Source organism: Peribacillus sp. NPDC056705 (assembly GCF_043656335.1).
In genome coordinates this window covers 29,809-48,762 of the sequence record NZ_JBHTYI010000026.1, presented here as the reverse complement: position 1 = coordinate 48,762, position 18,954 = coordinate 29,809, and the positions used below count along the sequence as shown (strand labels likewise).

Here is an 18,954-nt window from a genome sequence, read left to right as displayed (position 1 = left end):
TTACGCTAATGCCGAAACTCCACCGTCAATGATTAAAATATGACCGATCATATAGTCAGAAGCCTGTGAGGCTAAAAATACGGCGGCACCCTTTAAATCATCTTCATTGCCAAACCTGCCAGCCGGAGTATTACCTAATATGTCGTAGTTAGACTGTTCAAGAATATTCTTTGTGATTTTAGTCGGGAAAAATCCAGGTGCAATTGCATTGACTTGGATTCCGAATCTAGCAAGTTTAACTCCTAAATCCTTGGTCATTGTAATGATGGCACCCTTACTGGTGTTATAAGCTATCGTATCCAATACCTCAGGAAGCGACCCGCCAAGACCTGTCACCGATGCAATATTTATGATTTTTCCGGAATTTTGCTGCTTCATGACCTTCGCTACAGCCCGTGAAAATAGGAATGTACCTGTAACGTTAACATTCAATACTTTTTCCCACTTATCCTTGGGAACATCCAAAAGCGGACCTGACCAGGACGTACCGCTATTATTGACAAGAATATCAATCGTGCCGAATTGAGTAACCGTTTCCTTGACGACATGGTCAATGGCACTCTCATCCGTGATATCACATTCAAAGGCAACGGCATTTACTCCCATCGATCGCAAGTCTTCACATGTCTCTTCACATAAAGGAAGATTTCGTGAAGCAATGACTATATTTGCACCAGCCTCCCCCAACGCGATGGCAATCTGTTTGCCCAGTCCCCTGCCGCCGCCGGTGATGATAGCCGTTTTATTAGTCAAATCAAACATATTACTCAATGTAGTCAACTTTTCAGCCCTTTCTTTATGAAGAATTTTTTATATAAAACTGTCTATATCATTATAGATAAGCCTATCCAATATTGTGCTTAAAATAGCCAAATGCCCCTGCCTTTTGTTTCATCAACATGTATCTTTTATATCAATGAGAATGCTTCGGTCAGCTGTCGGAAATTCGGCCTACCGGAAACTTAATTTGTCCTGCTGGAAGTAGATCCTTCGAACATTTCGTCACTTTTTTCGACCGATAACTGGATTATTCGACTGAGTGAGCAAAATCGGATACTTAACCTGTTAAATCGTTTACACTATAGAACAGTAAGGAGGTTAAAAAATGACTATACATCACTTTCATTTAACCGCCGAATGGCCCGGCGGCAGAAATGATATCGGCACGATTCATTCAGGGAATCTTCAAACACAAATAAGTATTCCTACTGGAATGGAAGGACCAGGGATCGGGACTAATCCCGATGAAATGCTTCTTGGGGCGGCATCGACCTGCTATATCATTACCTTTGCTGCCATGTTAGAGCGAGCCCATATAGAAAAGGCGAGCTTATCCATGCAATCGGAAGCGTTAGTGGATGTTACGAATGGTGTATTCACCTATAAGAAAATCATCCATCGCCCTGCACTTGTATTAGTATCGGGCACTTCTGAAAAAGTGGTTGAAAAAGCGAGGAAACTTGCTGAAAAAGCTGAAACTTCATGTATGATTTCTAGAGCGATCAAAGGTAATGTAGCGGTGGAACTGAATGCGAAAATTTCCATAGCACAGCAACCTTGAAACAGAAAAAGTGCCTAACCCTATGTTGGTTTAGGCACTTTTTGAACTATTGAATCAAGTTCACTTTATTTTCAACCTCTTGGCACACTTCATCAGCCGTTAAACCATTTGCCTCAATGATGGACGCTTTCAATGAAGTATCGCTTATACCCATCACATTACTTTCCAAACCTGTTACCACACAACAATCCACGTTTTTTGCGTCAGCTTCTTGTTTAATCTCCACAACATCAAAACCTTTTTCGCGAAGTGCTTCCTGAATATTCGTTAAAGATTCTTCAACACCGATTTTTGACATCAACACACACCTCCTCTACCTTCTAAGCTGTCCTTTTCACCTTCAATATATGTATAGGATGCAAAGGAAATAGGGAAAGTAATATCGAGGTGATAAACATGAATGGGAAAAACAAGAAAGATGCTTCACAAACTCGTTTAGGTTCTTCTCAGATAGAGGGGCAAGGTACCACTACGAAAGAAACCGGGGCCTTCACTCAACCTTCTTCACTTAAAAAGCAAAAACGCTCCTGATAAAAAAGTATCTTAAATCAATCATGGAACTCCGCCTTCATGATACGCAAAAAAACGCTTGGTTTAACCGCCAAGCGTTTTTCCTCTGAATGACCCTTTCTTTTCCTTACATTCAATAAGGGTCTTATATATTTTGTTTTCTGATTTCCCTTTGAATTTTTAGATCATTCAATTGATCTCCATCAATTGTTTTTGAATCCATTTTTGCATTTTCGGCTTCACATGGGTTTAAATCACTTGCCCTTAAATTATTATTGGGCGCTGCTTGCTCGTTCCATTTGGTCATCATGATCTCCTCCTCAGTCCTTTATTCTTCCCAAACCTAAGAATATTCATGAATACACCCCATCATTTATTGCAAAGATAGGAATGGAGGTGGTTTTATTGGAACCAAACAAACCCGGCAATAAGAATGTACCGGATTTTAAAGAGTTGAACGACCGTATCATCAGAGAAGCATCACAGAGTCCCCGTTTAGTGATTCAAACAAATTTGGATGCAAAGAATGTAAAGGATGAGAACCCTTATGCGGATCGGATTAACAGTGAAGGATTTTCTGATTTTTTTGAGGAATAAAACAAACCACTTTGTACAATTTGGACGTTGATTTCCACTCCAGGCACTCGCTTTCCGCGGGCTGTCCGGGAGCCCCTCGGCGCTTTTGCGCCTGCGGGGTCTCGCACTCCCTCTCCAATCAACTTTGTTTTAAAATTTGGCTGTTTTCGCATACTTTGTTGCTATTTACCAAGTAATGTGGTGTGGTTGATTTCCCCTCCAAATGCTCGCTTTCCGCGGGGCGGGCGGTGAGCCTCCTCGGCTTAAACGCCTGTGGGGTCTCGCCTGTCCCGCTGCTCTCGCAGGAGTCTCGCACTTACGCTCCAATCAACCTTAAATCATTTAGTTTTAAAAACAACAATCTTTACGAAAAGAGCCTAAATTTTAGATAAAATCCCTTTTGTCTACAAAATGAAACCGGCTTAATAAGCCGGTTAATTTTAAAAATATTTTTTCTTCCAAAAAATGAATGCCGTCGTCCCAGCCAATGTGATGGCAATTAATAATGTGAAAATGAAAGCAAACCGATTATGTTCAAATGGTAGTTCGACATTCATTCCGTAAAAACTTGCCACCATCGTCGGAAGTGTTAAAATAATGGTCACTGAGGTTAGAAACTTCATGGCATTGTTGACATTATTGGAAATGATCGAAGCGAATGCATCCATCATACCGCTAAGAATGGATAGATACACTTCCGCCATTTCGATTGCCTGAGCATTTTCGATGATTACATCCTCTAGCAATTCTTTATCTTCTTCATACATTTTCAAATAATTGAAACGGAGGATCTTATCAAGTACTACTCGATTGGATTTCAATGATGTCGTAAAATAAACCAGGCTTTTTTCCAAAGCAAGGAAAGTGTATAATTCTTTATTTTTCATGGACTGATGCAATTCCCGTTCCGCTTCATTAGTCATCTTGTTAATCTGTTTGAGGTAACGTAGATAATAGGATGAAATCTCAAATAATAATTGTAACGCAAACCTGGTTTTCTTATTGGTGAAAAACCCTTTGATTTTATTGTTTTTGAAATTCGCCAATATCGGTGTTTCTTTCAAAGACACTGTAATGAAACAGTCTTTGGTAAAGATCATACCGATGGGAATCGTTTCAAAGATCGGTAAGTCGGCTTCGTCCCTGGTCAAATATGGGAAGTCGACAATAATTAAAACATTATCATCCTCTTTTTCAATTCGCGGCCTTTCCTCATCGTCCAGTGGGTCTTTCATGAAGTTGATCGGTAATTGCAAAGTCGTGCATATATAATCTATTTCAGCTTCTGTGGGCGCAACGATGTTCACCCAGGAACCTTTTGTCATTTCCTCGATATTGATTAGGTGACGGCTTTCATCCGTCTTGTAGATTTCAATCATTTCTTGACCTCCTCTTCTATAGAGAAAGCCTTATTTACCTTCTTCGAGCGGATACTCAGGGAGAATAACAGTCTCGACTTCTAGCATCATATCGGCTTTCTCTTTCTTTCTGGGTTCAGGATCATAAGAACTGCTGCTCACTTGTATCCACTTCCTTTCGATTCTTTAATCTTAATCCTTATTCATTTAAAGCACAATAAAGAATTTAATACCATGAATCCAGCCGTGAAATTCGCAATTATCTGATTTTTTAATTTGAAAAATATAATAAAAAAACGCTTGGGGATACCCAAGCGAATCTGTTTGCATTATCCATGCTTCACATTATTATAATAGTGAACACCATACATGGCGCCTTCATCTACCATCTTATTATCGTCATGATCATATGGATCAGGGTGACCTGCCTTTTCAATTACGGGATCCAGCTCGGAAGCCTTCCTATTCCAAAAACCTACTGCTTTTGCTTTTGCATTGGACCATATGTCCTTCACTTTTCCTCTATTCGTTTTATTCGATAAAAATGAGACTCCGGCAACTCCGACTCCTATTAATACAACGTTTTTTCCTAATGCCATCATTACCTTCCCCCTTATTTATTGACTTGCTATATCTATACCCCACGCCAGTTAATTTAAACCTTTATTTATATGGAGGATTTTGATAAAAGAAATTAGGTTTCATTATTTCATTGTTATATGGCTGATGAAAAACGTGTGTCGTCGCTGGGGACACCGGTGGAATCAACCAGGTCCAGTCCCCCGTTACTTTCCGGGCACAAGAGGCTTCTTTTTCTTCGAATTTCTTGAATTGTTTAGCTGCTGTATGGTGATCTACGATGCTGACTCCGTATTTTTTATATGAATGAAGGACTGCTTCATTCAGTTCGATCAGGGCTCTATCTTTCCATAAATTCGAATCACGCTTAATATCCAAGCCCATTCTCTCCCCGATTGCCGGCAGCATATTGTAGCGTTCTTCGTCCGCAAGGTTCCTGGCACCGATTTCCGTTCCCATGTACCACCCATTAAATGGCGCAGCCGAATAAGTAATACCGCCAATTTCCAATCTCATGCCGGAAATGATTGGAACCGCATACCATTTGATTTGAAGATCTTTGAACCATTTTAGCTTAGGGTGGGTGATTTGGACTTCTTTAACGAGGCTTTCAGGTATATCATGAAAACTAGGGGGGTTACCGTCCAATTGGACTACAAGGGGTAAAATATCGAAAGGTCCGTTTTTCCCTTCCCATCCTAATGCCATACATTGCTTGGTGAATTCGATTGAACTTGAATCACCGATTACGCCATGTTCCGTCTCATATCCTGCATATCGAATGAGCTGATGATTCCAAATATCCACTTTTCGATCATGATCTTTCTGTTTAAAAATTGTAATCACAGGTCTGATGCTCCCATTATTCGTAGCATATTCGATATGCTCAAAGAGAGCCGATACTATTCCTTCTTCGCTTTGAATCATCCTTTTATCAATCACCCTCAGCGATTCCCAAAAAAAGCGCCCAATGCAACGATTGCTATTACGCCAAGCTAATTTAGCACCATATACCAATTCTTCATATGTATGTTCATATCTGCCTGTTTCATTTATTTCCTCGTTAATTTGTTCGATCCTTCCATTTATGTCCTCTTCCGTTTTCAACAATTCAGGATAACTTGTCCTGATAAAGGATACGGCCTCTTGCAGTAAATCATTCATCATTTCCACGGATCCTTCCATTTGCAAAACTTTGACTATAATATTAAAATAACATATTTTTCATTGTATCTCTAAAAAACACAATTTTTTAAAAGCGCATTTTTTTAAAATGTGGCAATTCAGAGGCGGATTACTTTTCATGATACTTAAAGTAAGCTCATAAATTTCTTATACTATAACATCTCTAGTAACTAAATAATTATCGGTAAAGTTGTTACATATAAGGTAAATGGATTATAATATATTAATAATGAGGTGATATGATGAATAATACGACACTTTGTCCACGATTTGAAAAAGGAATGCAAATCTTGAGTAAACGCTGGACTGGCTTGATTGTCAATCAATTACTTAATGGCCCTCAACGGTTTTGTAATATTGAATCTGCATTCCCGATAAGCGGCAGGATTCTTTCTGAACGTTTAAAGGACTTGGAAATTGAAGGTATTGTTAAAAGGGACGTATATCCAGAGACACCGGTCAGGATTGAATATTCCTTAACTGAAAAAGGAAAGGCACTTGCACCGGTAATGAACGAAATTCAAAATTGGGCACAAGAATGGCTTGAACCAATACAGAATCAATGACATTGGAATGAAAGGAAGGAGGAAGTTCCGCCAGCTGCGGACTCCCTCCTTTTTTGTTTAAGCGCCAGAGACTAGTGGTATATTTTTTACAGATAGAATAACACTAGGTTTATTCCAAATTTATGGGCGGTGAATTCATGAAACAAGCAGATTGCATTATTATTGGTGGAGGGATAGCCGGTATTCAGGCAGCCATCCAGCTCGGAAGATATAAACATGATATTATCGTCATTGATTCTGCTCAAGGCCGATCTTCCATTGCCAAGGCTTACCATAACATTCTTGGATGGCCTGATGGGGTAAGCGGCAAACAATTAAGGATGCTTGGCAGACAGCACGCTGAAAAATTCGGTGTCGAATTCTTGGATGATACAGTGAAATCTCTTGAAAAAAAGCAGGACAAGTTTTTTATCCGAACAAAGAATGACATGGATTATGAAGCCAAAATGATTTTTCTTGGTACTGGCATTACCGATAACATTCCTCCAATCAAAAACATCTATCCAACCCTTGGGACATCCACATATATATGCCCTGATTGTGATGGGTATGAGATCATGGATAAGCAAACCGTTGTCATCGGAGGCGGAAATGCGGGAGCGGGCATGGCGCTTACTCTATTATATTGGTCAAAAGATATCATTTACGTAAATCATTCGAAAACAAAAATTGATGATGAGTATAGGGAAAAGTTAAAGAAAAATCAGATTCCTGTAATTGAAGAGGAAGTTTGTGAAGTTCATGTTAATGCCAAACAGCAGTTGACAGCCATTCAATTAGCATCCGGTAAAATTATCGAAGCTGAAAAAGCATTCACGGCATTTAAAGGTAACAAACTTAATAATGAGCTAGCCTTACAATTAGGTGTGCAAGTAAATGAAAACAATCATGTGGTGATTCATCCCAGAACTAAAGAAACCAATATTAAAGGAGTCTGGGCAGGCGGCGACCTCGTTGCCCATTCCGAACAAGTCACCATTTCGATGGGGGATGGCACCCAAGCAGCGATATGGATTCATAAAAGGCTGTTAGGCCAGCCACTTCCATACGATTGACAACCTGATGGAAAAACACAAGGCGACCTGTCCACCAGGCCGCCTTTTACATTGGTATTTATAAAGTTTTCCACGTTAGCCTTCCATACACATCTATCTTCGATTCCTTCCCTTAAAAACTTTAACCAAAATGAGAATGACCGCGATGATAAGCAAGATATGTATAAATCCTGCAGCCACTTTAAAGACTAAACCAAGAACCCATAATAATAATATTACACCAATAATTGTCCAAATCATGATAATCCCCCTTCTTCCCTTCTTTAAATGATTTTTTATTAATAAGAAGCTACAACGAAATTTTGTGCTTACATTTAAATTACCCATATCTTTCTGTAACAAACCCTCACCCTATTTTTTTACATAAAACTGTAAATGCTGTAAATGATAATAAAGAAATAAGGAATCTTCCATATTGAAAAACATCCACCATCAGGAAGAGACTTACAAGCTTTATAGGTTCCGCAAAAATCAATTAGAAGGAGTCGTTCATTCATGAAAAAGTTTTTAGTCATCTGTCTAACAGCCTGTTCCCTGTTCTTGGTTAACCTGAATCATCCGGCTGCACAGGAAAATAAAGTAAAACAGGAAAGTGTCCAATTCACTGAAGCGCAAAAATCGGAAATCGCTAAGATCCAAAAGCAGATACTCGCTGACAAAAAGTTATTGATCGAAAAATATGTCGAGTTTGGCGCGCTCTCTAAAGAAGAAGCCGATAAAATGGTTTCACATTTTGAAGAACATTATAAAATGATGGAAGAACATAATTTCCAAATTCCGCCGCACCTCCCACATGCTCGACACATGCATAAGTAATTGTATGTTTTTTTGCCTATATAGCTAATAATCCGACCTGATGAATAGGCCGGATTATTTTCATTCTTTTGTCCTTGATAAATAAACATTACGCGTTTACCATTTACTAAAGGATTTATATTTCTCTTTAGCGAAATACATAACTATGAGAAATGAAAGGGTGAAAAGGATGAACAAAATAGGCATTACAGCAAGAGACTTATTTCACTTGAAATCAGTAACCGATCCAAAGCTATCCCCGGATGGCAGCATGGCGATTTATGTCCAAACCAGAATAGATGAAAAAACGGAAAAATACATTTCCAATCTGTATATGTTCAGCCTGATTACGAATGAAACCAAGCAATGGACGTTTGGGGATAATCGTGATACATCACCAGCCTGGTCCCCCGACGGCAAGCATATCGCCTTTATATCGGACAGATCAGGTAAAAAACAAGTTCACATTATTGGAAGCATTGGTGGGGAAGCTCGACAGCTGACACATTTCGTTAACGGCGTAACAAAACCTATTTGGTCTCCTTGTTCCACCAAGTTGCTGCTTTCAACCGGATTAAAGGTGGGCGAAAACCTTAATACGGTTAAGGAAAATGATTTGTCCAAAGAAGTTCATAGGTATGACCGAATTAAGTATAAATGGGATGGGAAAGGCTATTTTGATCAGTTATATCAGCAGCTGGTTATAGTAGGAATTTTTAAGGGAGATTCCACATTGCTAACAGAAAACAATATTGATCATCATCCGAATGCATGGTCCCCAAACGGACAGCATATTGCCTTCATAAGCGGAGATGCGGAAAGAAGTGATGATGAACTTTTTTCCGATATTTTCATCATGGAACTAGAAACGAAAGCTTTAGAGAAGATAACGGATGGCGAAGGTTTCTTTAGAGATCCGAAATGGTCACCAAATGGTGAATATCTATCATTCATTGGCCATAATAAAGAATTTGCCGGTGCCACCTTTTCAAATATCTGGTTATATTCCATTTTCGATCAAACGACTCAGTGTTTGACCGATGGATGGGACGTCCAAATTGGAGATTCCGCAATTGGTGATTTCCAAATCGGAGCCGTCGACCCAGGTATCTTATGGACAAACGATAGCCAAGGCTTTTATTTTTTAATAAGCGATTACGGAAATACCGGAGTTTATTATGGTTCCATAGAAGGAGCCATGTATCCATCGATCCTTGACCCGCAGCATATATACGGCCTGACTATAGATCCCGAAAGCCATCGTGCAGTCGTGGCCATAAGTACACCTGTTCATCCCGGCGATCTCTTTGCTTATAACCTTACCAATGGCGATAAGAAACAAATCAGTTTTGTTAATGAGGATTTTTTGAAGGATAAACATTTGTCCATGGCTGAACCCATTACATTTCCATCTGTTGATGGACTTACCATTCACGGCTGGGTCATGAGACCGACTGATTTTAAAAGTAATCAAAAATATCCGCTCATTTTAGAAATCCACGGCGGTCCGCATATGATGTATGCCAATACCTATGTTCATGAATTCCAGACATTGGCTAATGAAGGATATACTGTATTGTTCACTAACCCGCGCGGAAGTGTTGGATATGGCCAAGATTTCGTAAATGCCTGCCGGGGCGATTATGGAGGCATGGATTATAAGGACTTAATGGCTGGAGTTGATCACGTTTTAGCTACGTATGATTTTATCGAGCATGAAGATTTAGGGGTATCCGGAGGAAGTTATGGAGGGTTCATGACAAATTGGATCATCGGACATACCAACCGCTTCAAGGCCGCTGTAACTCAGCGGTGCATCAGTAACTGGTTAAGTTTTTATGGTGTCAGCGACATTGGTTATTATTTTACAGAATGGGAAGTAGGCGGCGATATCGTTAACTCTGCTGAAAAATTATGGCAGCACTCACCTTTAAAATATGTTTCCAATGTGAATACCCCTTTACTTTTACTTCACGGTGAAATGGATTTCCGCTGTCCCATTGAACAGAGCGAGCAATTTTTTGTCGCTTTAAAACGGCAAAAAAAAGAAGCAGTGCTTGTTTCATTCCCAGATGAAACTCACGAAGTATCCCGAAGCGGATCTCCAAAAATGCGCCTGCAACATGTTGAGGAAATCAAAGGATGGTTCAATAAGTATCTTTAAAAACAAAACTCTGTTAGCAAAAGCTAACAGAGTTTTGTTCTTAGTGTTGAATTTGGTCTCTGTCTTCGGAAATTGAACTTAAAGCATTTCCCGCCATTGAATTTGTCTGTTGGTGTACAGCAAGATCACCTAATGCCACGACTCCCACCAGCGTGTCATTCTCAATGATAGGGAGCCTTCTGATTTGCTCGGTAGCCATTAACTCTTCAGCTTCCTCCACTGACATACCTGGCGTGCCTGTTACAAGGTTCGTGGAAATGACATCAGTAATTCTAGTTGAATTCGGCTTTTTCTCGGCCACACAGCGAATGACGATATCCCTGTCTGTGATGACACCAATTAAATGGTTATTCTCCAAAACAGGAATGACACCAACATCATCATCCTTCATTTTGACTGCTGCTTCATATATATTATCTTCCGCAGAGCAACAATTCACGTCTGTTGTCATGATATCTCTTAATGTAGTCACGGATATCCCTCCATTTTCATAAGTTGCTTGTTTATTTTTGACTTCTGAAGAGAAATTATTCATGAAACATGCCATGTTTCATTCTACATATTTCCCATGATCCGGCTTAGCTAATGAATCGAATTCCTTTGCAAGCTTCGATAAACCCATTTCCAGCTCATGCCCTTCAACAGGATACCCGTGCCCCGTTATGGCAACAGCCGGCTTCATACTTTCCAATAACTTTACAGATTCTTTTGCAGCCTCCCAATCGGTTGTTAAATACCGCGGTGGGCCCGCTATTTCTTTCTCCTGAGTGATGACCTTGTATAGTGAATCTTGCCTGACATTCACAAAAGCATCTCCAGCAATCAAACTTCGGTCACTATCACGGAAGAGTGAAATATGTCCATTTGAATGGCCAGGGGTGTGAACCCATTTCCAATCACGAAGTCCGGGAACACTATGGTCATCAGGCAATGGCTGAACTTTTTCATCAAGGTTGATTCCCTCATTCGGAAATATCCATGAAATTTTTGCGATCATCCCTCCTTCAACAGTAGGATCCGGTTGGGGGTAATCTTCCTGACCCGTTAAATAAGGCATTTCTTTTATATGGGCATAAACTGGAGCTTCCCAATGCTCCATTAACTCAATCAGTGCGCCAACATGATCGAAATGTCCATGTGTCAAAATAATGGCAGCAGGTGGATTTTGTGGTCCATATATTTCTTCAGCCGTTTTCTTTATTACCTCTGCTGAGCGTGGCATCCCTGCATCTATCAATACCCATTTATCATCTTTGGGTGACCCTACAAATATTACATTAACGATTTGGACGGACAGACAATATATATTCTCATTTATTATCTGTACATCACCACTGGAGACTGAAGTCATTGGCATGAATTTTTCATTCAAATGATTATCATCCATTTATAATCCTCCTAATTTTGAACATGCTTTTTTTAAAGGATACCCAGTACAAGAAAATAAAAAACAACCTATTATTTATATAGGCTGTTTCAGACAGAAGACAAATTCAAGGTAAAAGACGAGTTTGCCTTCTGTTTTTTATTTTTAAGAATGAAGATGATTTCAGAAATCCGCTCCCTTTTCCCCGAGTGTCCGCCGGGGGTCTCGGCTAGCCATTAAACCGGGTCTTCTTTTGAAATTGGTTCGGGGTGCGACACTTCCGGAAGCCCTTTTGTCAACACCAATAATCTATTTAGGCTATTTCTCAGAATACATCCTTCCGGGTAAATACTGTAAAAGATACAATTAAAGCAAGAGCCCACCAAACGAGCAAGGTAATGACAGATGATAATAAAGTCATCCCTTCTATCGGTGGAGCCGTGCCGCTAATATAAGCGGTCAACTTCAAATTCACCATAAAGAAATACTTCGCTGATTCCCATGATGAAACCATATTGTTCAATATAGCCCCGGAAATTAATGCAGCCAGCATGATGCCCATGCCTGCAGGAGTGCTCCTTACTAAAACCGAAAGCATGAAAGAAAGAGTCCCTACAACAACCGCCACCAGCCAGACAAGTCCCAAATCCATCAATAGGAATTTCCATTGTTCAACTAACCTTACTTGACTGACATCCACATCAGCACCATTCAATTCGAATCCGGTTATTACGGGGGCCCCCCAGCCTTGGTACCCGAAAACGATTCCTGATAAAAGGTAAGACAATAAGGCTGTCATCGCCACGATAATCGAAACCGATAATAATAATGTTACATATTTGCTCAATAAGATTTTCCAGCGCTCCACTGGCCTTGTCAACAGAAGTTTGATCGTGCCTTGTCCATTTTCGGAAGAAACCAAATCACTGGCCACAATCATGATCAACAGCGGAATGAACAAATCAATTGCATTTTCCAAAAACATGCGTGTAAAAGTAGCTGCGCCTGGTTCTGAGGGATTAATATCATGATCGAGATAATATTGCTGCTGCTTCAGACTTACTTGCAGCTGTTCACGCCACTCATCCAGCATCCTATTCGAGCCCAATCGATTTTGAGTATCAATGATTTGCTGCTGAAGAGCCGCACGCCAATCATCAGTTCCCAACTTCTCCCGTTGCTCTTCCACTTGTTTGTATTGGGCATATGTAAACATCAAAACTAAAATTCCAACGATGATACCGATTATGATCAGCCGTTTTTTTGCCAGCATCTTCATCATTTCATTTTGGACCAAGTTATTCAATGCCTGCACCTCCGACACCGGTAACTTGCAAAAACAACTCTTCCAATCCCGGGAGCTTTCGATTCATTTCATGCACCCTCACCCCTGCTTGGTTAAGTGCTGCATTCCATTCAGGCGTTTCGGATTCATCATAAGCTGTAATGATATATTTTTGATCTAAGGTAATATCGGTGAAGCGGCTAAGAACTTCCGCTCCCTTTTGAATAGGTTCCACCCGCCAAATTATCCGCTCCTGCTGGGATAATAAGCTTTCCACTGTATCCGTTTTAATAATTTCCCCGCCTTTAATAATTGCGACCCGGTCACAAAGTTGCTGTATTTCACCTAATAAGTGTGAGGAAACCAGAACACTCATACCTTCTTCTTCAGCCAGCTTCCTGATGAATTGTCGCATTTCACGGATTCCGGCAGGATCTAGACCGTTAGTCGGTTCATCCAATATTAATAGCTTAGGACTGTTCAGCATTGCCTGCGCGATTCCTAAACGCTGCCTCATACCTAACGAATAGGTCTTCACTTTATCGTGAATTCTCACTTGCAGGCCGACGAGTTCAACAACCTCGATCATTCTTGTTTCATCGACTTCAGGTAACATTCTTGCAAAGTGGAGTAAATTATCCCACCCACTCAAAAATGGATATAATTCTGGATTTTCAACGATGCAGCCCATTTGCTTCATGGCCTTCGTAAATTCCTGACGAACATCATAACCGCATATTTGGATGGAACCCGATGATGGCTTAATCAATCCGACCAACATGCGGATTGTCGTCGTCTTACCTGCCCCGTTCGGTCCTAAAAAGCCGAAAACCTCACCTTCATTCAACTCAAAATCTATTCCTTTAATAATTTCCCGTTTGCCAATCTTTTTTCTCAAGTCCCTAACAGACAATGTCACCTGTTTCATCGTTCCACACCCTCCCATTTTATTAAAGGAGCAACTCTATCAGCAATTAAACGATACCCTTTCTTATTAGGGTGAAAATTGTCCGAATACAAATACTCATTTACCGACAATTGAAATAAATCGAATGTTGGAACAAAAATTGCATTTTCATAATGAGCCACGACTTCCGCCGTTTCATTATTCCATTCCCGTACGATGCGGTTCGTATCAAAGTCTTTATCCAAATCTATAAATGGATTATACAGACCAAGTAACAAAATAGTAGCTGAATCATTGACTTTATTTATATCTTTAAAAATTTCATGTAAATTTCCCAAGAAATTCTTTTGTGATACGGATGTAGCTTCACGATCATATTCAAGCAGGGTCTGCCCTTTTTGAAATAAATCGTTACCCCCGATTGTAACTAAAATAACATCAGCTGCCTGGATTTGGCGCTTAACTTCCGGTTGTTTCACTTGCTGCACCAATTCTTTAGACACTTGTCCATTAATTCCGAGGTTATGAATGATTGGTTTTCTTTTATATTGACTCTTCAACTCTTCAACAACAAGTCCAACATAGCCTTTGCCTGTTTCATCACCTGTGCCACGTGTTAATGAATCGCCTATCGCCAATACCGTAAAATCAGCAGGAAGGTCACTTTTAATGGGGGTTTCTTCAATTACTTCCATATCGGACGTTCCTTTTCCATAATGGTCCATCATCGCCCATCCTAGGCAAAATACAAAAAAAAGGCTGATTAGGGCTGATACGATGGTAGTAGCCAACACTTTTGGTTTACTCAAAAACACTCACCCTTCCATTCATTCTCTATCTTCCATTAAATCATATTATTTCCAAAAATAAAAAAACGTTTACTTATGGATAAAATTCCCACAACTTATTAAAAAAAAGGCTGTTTTCGCAACTTTGTTGCGATTTCAAGTAATGCGGTGTGGTTGATTTCCCCTCCAGATGCTCGCTGTCCGCGGGGCGGGCGGTGAGCCTCCTCGGCATAAACACCTCTGGGGTCTCACCTGTCCCGCTGCTCCCGCAGGAGTCTCGCACTTGCGCTCCAATCAACCTTAAATCTTTTCGTTTTAAAAACAACAATCTTTACGAAAAGAGCCAAAAAAAAGACAGAATGGGACATATGTATTCCCTTTCTGCCTTTTTGAATGACTGTTTAATCGATTATTGACCCTTCATGTAATTCCCTTTGATATTGTCTAATCCTTTTGACCTGAAACATGATGCCACGCACTAAAGAAGGCACTCGGGGGCCGCGGTAGTTAATCCAGCCCTAGACCTGAGTTTTGCATGCCCACTTTGATCTTCCTTATCAGAACTGTTCTCTCATCATTTTTCCATTATACCTATGGGTTTCCCCATTACTTTTACATTCTTTTCTACCTTCATGAGCCAAATTGTAAGCAGCATCCCGATCAGTGTGAGAAAACCATAAAATAAATAGACTGAATATATCCCTGATTTTTCCAATATTATCCCGCCGCTGAAGGTACTGAACCAGTTCCCCAATCCGTTGCCAATGGCGGAATAAAGCGTTATTGCTGTTACTGTTATACGTGCTGGGACAACTTCCCTGATATATTGTAAAGCTGCTGGAATGAATAGGCCAAGTGAAAACCCTTGAATGATCGAAGTCACATATACGGTAGCCAAACTTGGTTCCGTGAAGTATAAACCCCAGCGGAGCAATGAAGCCGTGCCAGCCAGTAAGGTAATTGGCAGCAAGCCTATCTTATGAATCCAGGCACCTGCCATTCTCATAAAGGGGATTTCCGATAATACAGCTAATAGGAACGCAATGCCAATTCCTGTATATGTACCGCCTCTTGCCTCGATAAACAAACCATAGTATACATTATTTGCAAGATTAGGACCAAAAAGCAAGAACGTTATAGCAAGAAAGATAAGAAATCGCTTCATGGTAATCAATTCTTTCATTCCACCAAAAAGGTTCACTTTCCCCCCTGGTGGTTCTTCGGGCAAACGAAGAGCCAGACTAGCCGCTATCAGCAGGCCGAAGAAAAAGGCATAAAATATAACGGAAGGACCCATGAAGGATTCAGATAACTTTCCCATTACAAAAACAGCCACACCGTAACCAAGTGATCCGAATAAACGGATTTTCCCATAATTCGATTTGATTTTTGTTGTATATTGAAGGGTGATGCTATCAGAAACTGGTATTATCGCACTTTGAAAGATGGCCAAAGCGATTGCGACGGATACGAAAAGGAAATAGTGTTCGAACAGCAAGTAGCCTAAACCGAATAGACCAGCAAGAAACGACGTCATTGCGAGTATTTTTGCTGGTCTCCCGCTCCAATCACAAACAATTCCCCAAAAAGGTTGAAAAACGATCATCACTATCGGTCCAACAGACATGATCGTCCCTATCTCAATACCGGATAAACCTGCCTCATTGGCCAAATAAACGCTTAATAGCGGTGTTAAACTTCCCACTGCAAAAAAAGAAAAAAGGTAAAATACCTTCAAGCTAATAATATTGTCATACTTTTGTTTTTCCAAATCCCGTTCCCCCACGCAGATATCTTCTAAAAAGTTGATGATTTTTTTTTCATTGCTTCCTATTAGACATTTTAAATAGGGAGCACGATATTAAAGACTGTTCCTTTATTGACTTCGCTCTCGACAAAGACATTTCCAGAATGGCTTTCTACGATTTTAAAGCTGATCATGAGACCTAACCCATTACCAGATTTTTTCGTGGTGAAAAATGGTTCTCCCAATCTCTTAAGCTGCTCTGGCGGCATCCCGATTCCTGTGTCGGTTATGGATATATGCACATTTTCCTCTTTAAGTTCAGTAATGACTTTTATGAAACCACCCTCAGGCATAGCTTCCATACCATTTTTAATGAAGTTTAATATGACCTGTTTTAACCGATTCTCATCACAACGAACGAGGATTTCTTCGTCATTACATTCCGAAATCAGCGTGATGTTCTTCTTCCTGGCTTCAAACTCCGTCAAAGATACAACGTTTTGAATGATCGACACAAGATTCTTCGTTTCCAATATCAATGCCTGTGGTTTGGCCAATTGTAAGAACTCTTCAACTATCTCATTCACACGATTGATTTCATCCATGATTATTTCTAGATATTCTTGTTTATTTTCGTCCGTTTCATCCAGTTGCAAAAATTCCGTATACCCTTTCATGGAGGTCAGCGGATTCCTTATTTCATGTGCCACCCCAGCAGCAAGCTGTCCGACAGCGGCTAATTTATCCTGCCGATGGAGCATCTCTTCAGATTGTTTACGCTCAGTTATGTCATATCTCAGTGCCAAAAACTGAAATGGCTTTCCTTCTTCGCTAAAAAATGGAACAATTGTTGTATCGACCCAATAAAAACTGCCATCTTTCGCCTTGTTTCTAATTTCACCTTTCCAAACTTTCCGTTCATGGACGGTCTTCCACATTTGTTCAAAGAATTCCTTTGAATGGTATCCGGAATTAACCATTCTATGGGTCTGGCCTATCAATTCACCTTTGCCATAACCTGAAACCTCCGAGAACTTTTCATTCACTTCAATAATGACTCCTTTATCATCGGTTATCGCCACAATCAAAGATTGGTTGATTGCATAATGCATATCTTCTAGTTCCTTGATTGACCCCTTTAAAGCATTTTCTGCTTTTTTACGAGCGGAAATGTCCGAACGGATGGAAATATATTGATATGGTTTCCCCTTTTTCATGAACGGAACGATTGTTGTATCCACCCAATACACATTACCATCTTTAGCCCGATTGCATATTTCACCATGCCATGTTTTCCCTTGGCTGATCGTTTGCCATAAGTCAGTGAAAAATTCTTTTGCGTGATAACCAGAATTGATTATCGAATGATTTTTTCCAATTAGTTCATGTTTTTCATATTGTGATATTTCCAGGAATTTTTCGTTAACATATGTAATGATTCCTTTTGCATCCGTTATGGCGACGATTGCCGATTGATCTAAAGCATAACGGATATCACTCACAGTATTATCACTTTTTGCTAGCCGACGGCCCACGATCGTACTTGAAGCTATCAAGCTGGCAAGGATGAATATTGAAACGAAGCATGTAAGATAAAGCATAAGTGGAGTGAGTGGAACAAATTCACCCGTTTCATTTTTCACATTCATCGGTAACACTCTTACAAAAAGATAATAGCCTTCAATGATTGCGCCACTCATCATGAGCGTACTGACTGGCTTTAGCGAAGATTGACTTAATTTATTAAAATAAAATAATATTGCAAGCGCTGCTACAAATAATATAAAGATACTGAAAAGCGTACTGAGTACCGACAATGGGCTAAAGTGCAAAGTATGATTTAACGAAGATGTTCCCATAATATAATTTGATAAAATGGCCATCGTAAACATGAAGCCGCAAAAAACGATTTGCAGAACTTGTGTTTTATACGATATGGCCAGTAACCCAGCCCCTGCAAGAGCGATCGCTAATGCTAACGAAAAGATTATTGTAGAAAAGTTGTATGCCGCCATTCCTGAATTATCGAGTGTGTATATGACCACAAAATTAAGCGTCCAGATTGCCACTCCCATAGAGCAGCTGCTCCCTATATATACCAGGCGTTTATATCTCTCTATCGTCAGTAATGTTGTCAATAAATCCAAAGCCGTATAACACGCCATTATTATCAATAGTACTGCAATCATAAAGAGGACAGGATTTGATGCCACAATTGATTGTTCCATTTTTTTACTTGATCACCTCTAACGTTCTATTCTCCTATATTGTAATGTAAATTCATAGGACCTCAAAGGTTTTTTATTTCCTTACTCCTGTATATTTACACTCTGATTCTTTCGGCGCACCCCCTTCCTCAAGAAAATGCAGGTTTTTTCATAAAATCAATTAAATGAGAAATACTATTGTTTTATATGGAGTAGAATATGAATACATGGTACTGACAAGCATTCACACCCCTGCTTCATCATTGCAGGGAATGATAAATAATACCAATAATTATTCAGGAATA

The 18,954-nt window shown here is 39.9% G+C and carries 21 protein-coding genes; 7 read left to right on the top strand and 14 right to left on the bottom strand.

What is annotated here, in order from left to right:
- Positions 1–762, bottom strand: coding sequence for an SDR family oxidoreductase (locus tag ACFRAK_RS21870; protein ID WP_387599365.1), 762 nt, complete (start codon positions 760–762; stop codon positions 1–3).
- A gap of 343 nt (positions 763–1,105) precedes the next feature.
- Between ACFRAK_RS21870 and ACFRAK_RS21865 the strand changes: the two genes are divergently transcribed.
- Positions 1,106–1,561 carry an OsmC family protein gene (locus ACFRAK_RS21865; RefSeq protein WP_192205065.1) on the top strand — a complete coding sequence of 152 codons (456 nt, stop codon included), beginning with the start codon at positions 1,106–1,108 and terminating at the stop codon, positions 1,559–1,561.
- 46 nt (positions 1,562–1,607) lie between these two features.
- Here ACFRAK_RS21865 and ACFRAK_RS21860 read toward each other — a convergent pair whose 3' ends face one another.
- Complete coding sequence (locus tag ACFRAK_RS21860; RefSeq protein WP_192205066.1) at positions 1,608–1,859, bottom strand: YkuS family protein; 252 nt, start codon at positions 1,857–1,859, stop codon at positions 1,608–1,610.
- 98 nt (positions 1,860–1,957) lie between these two features.
- Here ACFRAK_RS21860 and ACFRAK_RS21855 point away from each other — a divergent pair, with 98 nt between their 5' ends.
- Entirely contained in the window at positions 1,958–2,092 is a 135-nt protein-coding gene (locus ACFRAK_RS21855) for a YuzL family protein (protein WP_098369432.1), read from the top strand.
- 124 nt (positions 2,093–2,216) lie between these two features.
- Here the strand turns inward: ACFRAK_RS21855 and ACFRAK_RS21850 are convergent, their stop codons facing one another.
- Positions 2,217–2,381, bottom strand: coding sequence for a hypothetical protein (locus tag ACFRAK_RS21850; protein WP_192205067.1), 165 nt, complete (start codon positions 2,379–2,381; stop codon positions 2,217–2,219).
- Positions 2,382–2,476: 95 nt separating this feature from the next.
- On the opposite strand from ACFRAK_RS21850, the gene ACFRAK_RS21845 reads away from it, so the two are divergent.
- Positions 2,477–2,668 (top strand): hypothetical protein, encoded by a 192-nt coding sequence (locus tag ACFRAK_RS21845; RefSeq protein ID WP_260286457.1) that lies wholly within the window; start codon positions 2,477–2,479, stop codon positions 2,666–2,668.
- A 419-nt stretch (positions 2,669–3,087) separates the two neighbouring features.
- Here the strand turns inward: ACFRAK_RS21845 and ACFRAK_RS21840 are convergent, their stop codons facing one another.
- The 3 genes from ACFRAK_RS21840 to ACFRAK_RS21830 form a co-directional block, all read right to left on the bottom strand.
- A complete protein-coding gene (locus ACFRAK_RS21840) occupies positions 3,088–4,026 on the bottom strand; it encodes a magnesium transporter CorA family protein (protein ID WP_260286456.1) in 939 nt (312 codons plus the stop codon).
- A 308-nt stretch (positions 4,027–4,334) separates the two neighbouring features.
- Entirely contained in the window at positions 4,335–4,607 is a 273-nt protein-coding gene (locus ACFRAK_RS21835) for a hypothetical protein (protein WP_387599200.1), read from the bottom strand.
- Between the two features lie 61 nt (positions 4,608–4,668).
- Positions 4,669–5,751: a nitric oxide synthase oxygenase gene (locus tag ACFRAK_RS21830; RefSeq protein WP_394572505.1), complete on the bottom strand. Its 1,083-nt coding sequence runs from the start codon at positions 5,749–5,751 to the stop codon at positions 4,669–4,671.
- 260 nt (positions 5,752–6,011) lie between these two features.
- Here ACFRAK_RS21830 and catR point away from each other — a divergent pair, with 260 nt between their 5' ends.
- Complete coding sequence (catR, locus tag ACFRAK_RS21825; RefSeq protein ID WP_048678030.1) at positions 6,012–6,335, top strand: catDE operon transcriptional regulator CatR; 324 nt, start codon at positions 6,012–6,014, stop codon at positions 6,333–6,335.
- Between the two features lie 137 nt (positions 6,336–6,472).
- A complete protein-coding gene (locus ACFRAK_RS21820; protein WP_387599206.1) occupies positions 6,473–7,390 on the top strand; it encodes an NAD(P)/FAD-dependent oxidoreductase in 918 nt (305 codons plus the stop codon).
- A 93-nt stretch (positions 7,391–7,483) separates the two neighbouring features.
- On the opposite strand, the gene ACFRAK_RS21815 is transcribed toward ACFRAK_RS21820, so the two are convergent.
- Positions 7,484–7,630 carry a lmo0937 family membrane protein gene (locus tag ACFRAK_RS21815; protein WP_387599209.1) on the bottom strand — a complete coding sequence of 49 codons (147 nt, stop codon included), beginning with the start codon at positions 7,628–7,630 and terminating at the stop codon, positions 7,484–7,486.
- Between the two features lie 255 nt (positions 7,631–7,885).
- Here ACFRAK_RS21815 and ACFRAK_RS21810 point away from each other — a divergent pair, with 255 nt between their 5' ends.
- A complete protein-coding gene (locus tag ACFRAK_RS21810) occupies positions 7,886–8,206 on the top strand; it encodes a DUF2680 domain-containing protein (RefSeq protein WP_394572503.1) in 321 nt (106 codons plus the stop codon).
- A 169-nt stretch (positions 8,207–8,375) separates the two neighbouring features.
- On the top strand, positions 8,376–10,349 hold the full coding sequence (locus ACFRAK_RS21805; protein WP_387599215.1) for a S9 family peptidase: 1,974 nt from the start codon (positions 8,376–8,378) through the stop codon (positions 10,347–10,349).
- Positions 10,350–10,389: 40 nt separating this feature from the next.
- Here ACFRAK_RS21805 and ACFRAK_RS21800 read toward each other — a convergent pair whose 3' ends face one another.
- The 7 genes from ACFRAK_RS21800 to ACFRAK_RS21770 all read right to left on the bottom strand — a co-directional run bounded on the left by ACFRAK_RS21800 (position 10,390) and on the right by ACFRAK_RS21770 (position 18,670).
- The gene (locus tag ACFRAK_RS21800) at positions 10,390–10,821 is read right to left on the bottom strand and encodes a CBS domain-containing protein (protein WP_387599218.1); all 432 of its coding nucleotides are present in this window, start codon (positions 10,819–10,821) and stop codon (positions 10,390–10,392) included.
- Between the two features lie 78 nt (positions 10,822–10,899).
- Complete coding sequence (locus tag ACFRAK_RS21795) at positions 10,900–11,736, bottom strand: MBL fold metallo-hydrolase (protein ID WP_387599221.1); 837 nt, start codon at positions 11,734–11,736, stop codon at positions 10,900–10,902.
- Positions 11,737–12,040: 304 nt separating this feature from the next.
- The gene (locus ACFRAK_RS21790; RefSeq protein WP_387707991.1) at positions 12,041–13,021 is read right to left on the bottom strand and encodes an ABC transporter permease; all 981 of its coding nucleotides are present in this window, start codon (positions 13,019–13,021) and stop codon (positions 12,041–12,043) included.
- A complete protein-coding gene (locus ACFRAK_RS21785; protein WP_387599226.1) occupies positions 13,014–13,928 on the bottom strand; it encodes an ABC transporter ATP-binding protein in 915 nt (304 codons plus the stop codon). The genes ACFRAK_RS21790 and ACFRAK_RS21785 overlap by 8 nt, the downstream gene beginning before the upstream one ends.
- Positions 13,925–14,716 carry an SGNH/GDSL hydrolase family protein gene (locus ACFRAK_RS21780; protein WP_387599229.1) on the bottom strand — a complete coding sequence of 264 codons (792 nt, stop codon included), beginning with the start codon at positions 14,714–14,716 and terminating at the stop codon, positions 13,925–13,927. The genes ACFRAK_RS21785 and ACFRAK_RS21780 overlap by 4 nt, the downstream gene beginning before the upstream one ends.
- A gap of 553 nt (positions 14,717–15,269) precedes the next feature.
- Positions 15,270–16,466, bottom strand: coding sequence for an MFS transporter (locus tag ACFRAK_RS21775; protein ID WP_394572502.1), 1,197 nt, complete (start codon positions 16,464–16,466; stop codon positions 15,270–15,272).
- Positions 16,467–16,537: 71 nt separating this feature from the next.
- Positions 16,538–18,670, bottom strand: a complete 2,133-nt coding sequence (locus ACFRAK_RS21770) for a PAS domain S-box protein (RefSeq protein WP_394572501.1) — start codon at positions 18,668–18,670, stop codon at positions 16,538–16,540.
- Positions 18,671–18,954 lie beyond the last annotated feature (284 nt).